Origin of the sequence: Clostridium sp. UBA6640 (assembly GCF_002455975.1) — a bacterium.
GTDB lineage: Bacteria > Bacillota > Clostridia > Clostridiales > Clostridiaceae > Clostridium_J.
The window spans coordinates 1-5,913 of the sequence record NZ_DKLM01000027.1 but is presented as its reverse complement, the minus strand read 5'-3'; the positions used below and the strand labels follow the sequence as shown (position 1 = coordinate 5,913).

Here is a 5,913-nt window from a genome sequence, read left to right as displayed (position 1 = left end):
CAGAAGAAAGCGTTAAAAAGTGCTTAAGAAATAATGTTACTTATGTTGAAAATGGATATGAGAATATTCCATTAGCTGATACCAAAGTATATGATCATGATAATTTAATTATTGCCATAGCTGATATTCTTAAGCAGTGTAAAAGCTGTAGAGAAAATCATTATGATAATTGTATAATAAATGTTATAAGAAGTTGCTATGAAGTAGCTCTTATTGGAGAAGCCCAAAAATATAAAGGAAGTACATTAATTTATTTAAGTGATATAAAATATCTTAATGAAGACATAGGAAATAAAATACTTGATAAATATAATTTAACTAAATCATATAAATAACTAATAAGCATATTCAAAGATAACTAGCTAGTATACTAGTGTATTTTTCATCATACTGCGATATTTTAAATTATTATTGATATATATCTTTCTGTTTGATGCGAAATATACTTTGTATATTTGACTAGTTATTTTCTTTCATATATTTCATAAGATTCTTTTATATATCTTCTACCAAAGAGTGAAATATCTTCTAAAGGCTCCGCAGATTCTACTTATGTTTCATAATTTAAATAACCAATATTCTTAAGTAACTCCTCTAATTCACCTAGTAACTTATTAACCATTTTTTCCTCCAACATCTCATTGTATTTTTATATTGTTTGTATTATAGTCTATTCTTTATAAAAACTATTTCTCCTTTATTTGCGCTTTTTAAAGAAGTCTCTAAAAGAAAGTATATACTTAGTGAAATAATTATAAAATTTGAAGAAATAATAGATAAAGGCAACCAATAATTCTAAAATATGGTAGAATTATTAGTGAATAATCAGAATATGAACTTCTATTTCAATAGATAAAATAGAAGTTTAAATTGTGAGGTGCAATATATATCCAAGAGTTGATTTAGAAAAGGTACTTGTAGATATATGTAAAGATGTATTAAACATTGATAGAATTGGTGAAGATGAGGATTCTTCCAACTAGAAGGCATTCTTTAAAGAGTATGTTGACTATAGATTAAGTAGAGAAAAATGAAAAAGTATATATTCGTAAAAGATATATTTAATAATGTAGTAATAAGGGAAATGAATTGCATTATTGAATTAAGTTGGGGTTACATCAAACTAGTGGACAGGCCGTTGGAAGGTAAGCAGATTAAATTAAAACTCTTTAATTAAAGATGTTTTCAAATTTAAATAATTACTTAGCTAAAGAACTGTTCTAGATATAGTATAAAATGATGATAAAGGGGAGATTAGGGTGAAAAAATTAAATCCTATATTTAAACTAGGAATAATAGCTATGCTTTTAACTTATTTTGCTACCTGTTTTAATGCTTATGGTAAAGAATATAACTTAGAAGATACAGAAAAGTTTATAAACAAATTAAATAATGAAATGCCTAAATTGATGAATAAATATAATATTCCAGGAGCTTCAATTGGAATAGTAGAAGAAGGAAAAATTCAAGGAATTTATAATTATGGCATGGCAAAAAAGAAAGATAAGGTGACGGTAGATGATAACACAGTATTTCAAGTTGCATCTATTTCGAAAAGTATAACATCTTGGGGAATAATGAAGCTAGTTGAAGAGGGTAAAATTGACTTAGATGTGCCAGTTGATAAATATCTTACAAGATGGAAGCTACCAGAATCTAAATATAATACTGATAAAATTACAGTTAGAACATTGTTAAGTCATACTTCAGGTCTATCTGGTGTTAATTATGCAGGTTATTCTCCAAAAGAAAAGCTACCTACAATTGAGGAATCACTTTCAGGAGAAAGTTATAGTAAGAATAAAGTAAAGATTATAAAAGAAGCAGGAGAACAGTTTAAATATTCTGGTGGTGGATATACTATTCTTCAATTGATATTCGAAGAAGTTACAGGAATGACTTTTGAAGATTATATGAAAAAAGAGATAATTGATAAATTAACATTAAATAATAGCTCTTTTGTGCTAGATAAAAGTATAGAAGAGAATCTTTCAAGCAGCTATAGTGTTTTAGGCAATGAGATTCCTGGATATATGTATACGGAAAAAGCTGCAGCAGGTTTATTTACAACTACAACTGATTTATGTAAGTTTATGATTGCAAATTTAGAAGGATACAATGAGAGTACTAAGTCTAGAACCCTAATAAGTAAAGAAAATATTCATTTAATACACACTCCAGTAAAAAGCAATTATGGACTAGGATATGTAACAAAAGAATTGGAAAATGGATATAAGACTATAGGACATGGTGGTTCAAATAGAGGATGGCGTTCTAATTTTACAATGATACCAGAGAAAAATAGTGGAATTGTAATTCTAACTAATAGTGATAATGGAACTAATTTGCTTATAGATGTAATGAGTTATTGGGAAAAATATAGTATGGGGGAATCTATTGAAAACTATAAGCCTGAAAATGGTCTTGTAAAAATTATTAATTATGTATCTATCGGACTATTTTTCATATTGGCATTATACATGTTATCCATAATAGTTAAGATAAGAAAAGGTAAAAGAGTATTTATTTCAAAAATTCAATATAAATCTGTTTTAAGTAAGGTTATAAGGATTATAATTCCCGTATTAATTGGAATAGCCTGGTGGGTAATTTTTTATGGACAAGTAATAATTAAGCGGGCTATAGCGCCAATGTTACCATATGAATGTAAGTGGATTACGTGGGCAGTGGCAACTTGGTGTATACTATTTGCTATATCTGGAATATTTCCAAAAGAAAAACCTCACCATAAAATATATAAAAACTACAAGTATAACTAAACTGATGATAACTATATCTTAAGATATTTGGAGGGGATAAATTTGAAGGAGTTTGAGAATAAGCTAAAAGTATACTTATTAAAAAATAATATAGATGGAGAACAGTATATTTTTGAAGATACTTGTCATTCTGTTGAAGAAGCGGCTACAGCAGCTAATGCATCTCCAGAGGATTTTGTAAAAAATATATGTATGATTGATAATAGCGGAAAGCTTATTGTAGCTATAGTTAAGGGTGAGCATAGAGCAAGCACATCAAGGGTAGCAAAAGCATTAAATATTGAAGTTCCAAGAACTGCAATGCCAGAAGAAATACTTGAAAGTACTGGATACCCTTGTGGAGGAGTACCTTCATTTGGGTATGAAGCAATATTTTTAATTGATCCTAAAGTTATGGAAAGAGAATTTGTTTATACAGGTGGAGGATCACCTTATTCTTTAACAAAGATTTCAACTAAATTGCTACAACAAATAAATAATGGCCAAATTGTTAGGGTGAGAAAATAGATTATTATTGAAGACATAAAATAAACTATAAGATTAAGGGGGAGAGATGAAGTGTTTGTAGATGCAAGAATAGAAACTAACAGATTGCTTGTAAGACCTTATTCTTTAGAAGATGCTGAAAGAATTTTTTACATTGTAGGAGAGGCGAATTTTTATAAATATATTCCTGAAGATGTACCATCGCTAGATGAGGTAAAGGATATTATTAAATGGTCCATGGATTGTTGTAAAAAGAATACGCAGGATAAGATATATAAATTTAATTTAGCTATAATTCACAAGGACGATAATAAAGTTATTGGGTATTGCGGGCTAGGTCCTGATGACTTAAATCTACAAGAAGTTGAACTTTATTATGGATTGTCTAATGAATATAGAAGCCAAGGACTAGCATCAGAAGCTGTCTATGCACTTATTGAGTATGGCTTTAAAGTTATTAAGCTGAAAAAAATTATTGGACTGGTAGACTCCGAAAATACACATTCAATTAAATTGGTTGAAAAATTAGGAATGAAATATCATTTTAAGATTAAGGATTTACCTGAAAATTTATCTTATTTTGAAAATCTTTGTTATTATTCAATACTGAGGGAAGAATTTATTAAATAAATTCTTTTACATACTATATTGTAAAGTAAAAACAATTATATTGTATTAGTTGCTAAATATTTTTATATTAAATATAAAAAATAGAATAGACAAAAAGCATTGTAAGACTTTGATAAACATAGAAATCTTGCAATGCTTTTTATTTTATATTCATTTAAAGTGAAAATAAAATTTAATTTAAAGTATTAACCAATTCCTCCGTATATTGCTCCTAAAACAACAACTATTATTGATACAAATACAAAAATATATTTAGCTAAAGGTATAAACCAATTACCTAAAGGTCTTTTTGCTCCAATATTAATTTCCTTTAAAGCCTTATCTGCTCCATATATCCAAAAGAAAGCTATGGCTGAAATTACTGTACCAAAAGGAGATACATAAATAGTAATTATATCAGAGAAATTATTAAATAGTTCCATATTGAAAGCTAGTGGTATAGCAGCTAAAAATGAAATTACTCCAATAAATAGTACGCTTTTTCTTCTACTCCATTTTGTTTTATACATAAAGGCTTCTGAAGTTGCTTCCATCATATTTATAGTTGAAGATACAGCTGCAAATACAATACTACCAAAGAAAATAGCTCCAAATAAATGTCCACCAGGCATTGATTTAAAGATAGTTGGAACTGTTATAAATAATAAAGTAGGACCTGACGCTGGATCTAGTCCAAAAGCAAAAGCTGCTGGAATTATTATAAAAGCTGCTAGCATGGCTGATAAACTATCATAAAAAGCTGTATTTATTGCAGAAGAAGGTATATCAACATCCTTCTTTATGTAGCTACCATATACCACCATACCAGCTCCATTTAAAGATACAGTAAAGAATGCCTGACCAAGAGCCATAACCCAAGTGGTAGGATTTAATAAATAAGACCATTTAGGAATTAATAAGTATCGTATTCCTTCTGATGCTCCAGGAAGGGTTACAGACCTAATAAGTAATATTATAAATATAATAAATAGTGCAGGCATCATAACTTTATTTGCTTTTTCAATTCCTTTGCTGACTCCATAGGCTACAATAATAGTTGTTATCAACAAGGCTAAAGCAAGCCAGAAAATAGTTTCATTGGTTCCTAAAAAACCATCTAAGTAATTTAGGACATCTATATTTTTAAAATTGCTAGTTGTGCTTATTGAAAAATATTTTAAAACCCATCCAACTACTACATTATAAAATAAGAATATTCCCCAAACACCTAAAGTGGGTATTAGAGATATGATAGATGAACCGAATATATTCTTTTCATCTAAGATTTCTTTTATACTACCTAAGGAACCTTTTCCTTTTGCTCTCCCTAAAGCGAATTCTCCCATAAGTCCTGTAGTTCCTAATATAAATACAAATATAAAATATGGTATAAGAAAGGCGGCTCCTCCATACTGACCTAGTCTCCAAGAGAACATCCATATGTTTCCAAGCCCTACCGCTGAACCTATACAGGAAAGTATAAATCCAAATTTACTTGAAAAATTATCTCTTTCTTTCATTTTAACTCCTCCTTATTAATTTCTTATATAAAAAAACCACATAGACATTCTATCTACGTAGTTTAAATTCTTAACAAAATAAACCACGCATAGCTCTACGTGGTTTTAGTGTACAACTATATAACCATCATAGACGCAAATCGTATTTAAAAAATACTTTACTAGTTTGCATCTATGAATTTTTTTCATTTCAGCAAACCCTATCTATAATAGCTATAATAATATTCATTTTTATTTAATATTTTTATAGTAATCATAATAAGTTGCTCCTCATACGAATATTTTAATAGAGTATACTATAAATGTCTAAATAATTCAAGAAGAAATTTTTGGTTAATTAATATTTTTTTATATAACTTATGATTAAGGGGTTCCTTAATGAAAATTTAACTTATGTATGATTTTAATCTTCATAATAAAAAATCTTTTCTATGAATGAAAAATGAAGAATGAAAGATAAAGAATTATGGTTAAAACTTCACAGTTAAGACCTTTAAAGTTTTTTGAGAATAAATTTT

General features: G+C 28.1%; 5 protein-coding genes. 4 read left to right on the top strand and 1 reads right to left on the bottom strand.

Going from position 1 to position 5,913, the window contains the following annotated elements; translation table 11 throughout:
- From B2W91_RS03035 to B2W91_RS03020, 4 genes are all read left to right on the top strand, one after another.
- Positions 1 to 335, top strand: a 335-nt coding sequence (locus tag B2W91_RS03035; RefSeq protein ID WP_291578807.1) for a hypothetical protein, incomplete at its 5' end; no start/stop codon positions are given.
- A 924-nt stretch (positions 336 to 1,259) separates the two neighbouring features.
- A complete protein-coding gene (locus tag B2W91_RS03030) occupies positions 1,260 to 2,780 on the top strand; it encodes a serine hydrolase domain-containing protein (protein ID WP_291578806.1) in 1,521 nt (506 codons plus the stop codon).
- A 42-nt stretch (positions 2,781 to 2,822) separates the two neighbouring features.
- A complete protein-coding gene (locus B2W91_RS03025; protein WP_291578805.1) occupies positions 2,823 to 3,287 on the top strand; it encodes an aminoacyl-tRNA deacylase in 465 nt (154 codons plus the stop codon).
- A gap of 51 nt (positions 3,288 to 3,338) precedes the next feature.
- The gene (locus B2W91_RS03020) at positions 3,339 to 3,896 is read left to right on the top strand and encodes a GNAT family N-acetyltransferase (protein WP_291578804.1); all 558 of its coding nucleotides are present in this window, start codon (positions 3,339 to 3,341) and stop codon (positions 3,894 to 3,896) included.
- Between the two features lie 185 nt (positions 3,897 to 4,081).
- Here B2W91_RS03020 and B2W91_RS03015 read toward each other — a convergent pair whose 3' ends face one another.
- Positions 4,082 to 5,395: a sodium-dependent transporter gene (locus tag B2W91_RS03015; protein WP_291578803.1), complete on the bottom strand. Its 1,314-nt coding sequence runs from the start codon at positions 5,393 to 5,395 to the stop codon at positions 4,082 to 4,084.
- Positions 5,396 to 5,913: the final 518 nt, after the last annotated feature.

What these genes read in the sequence shown, in the direction of transcription:
- B2W91_RS03015 (WP_291578803.1), bottom strand. Translation starts at nt 5,395, where the DNA reads ATGAAAGAAAGAGATAATTTTTCAAGTAAATTTGGATTTATACTTTCC.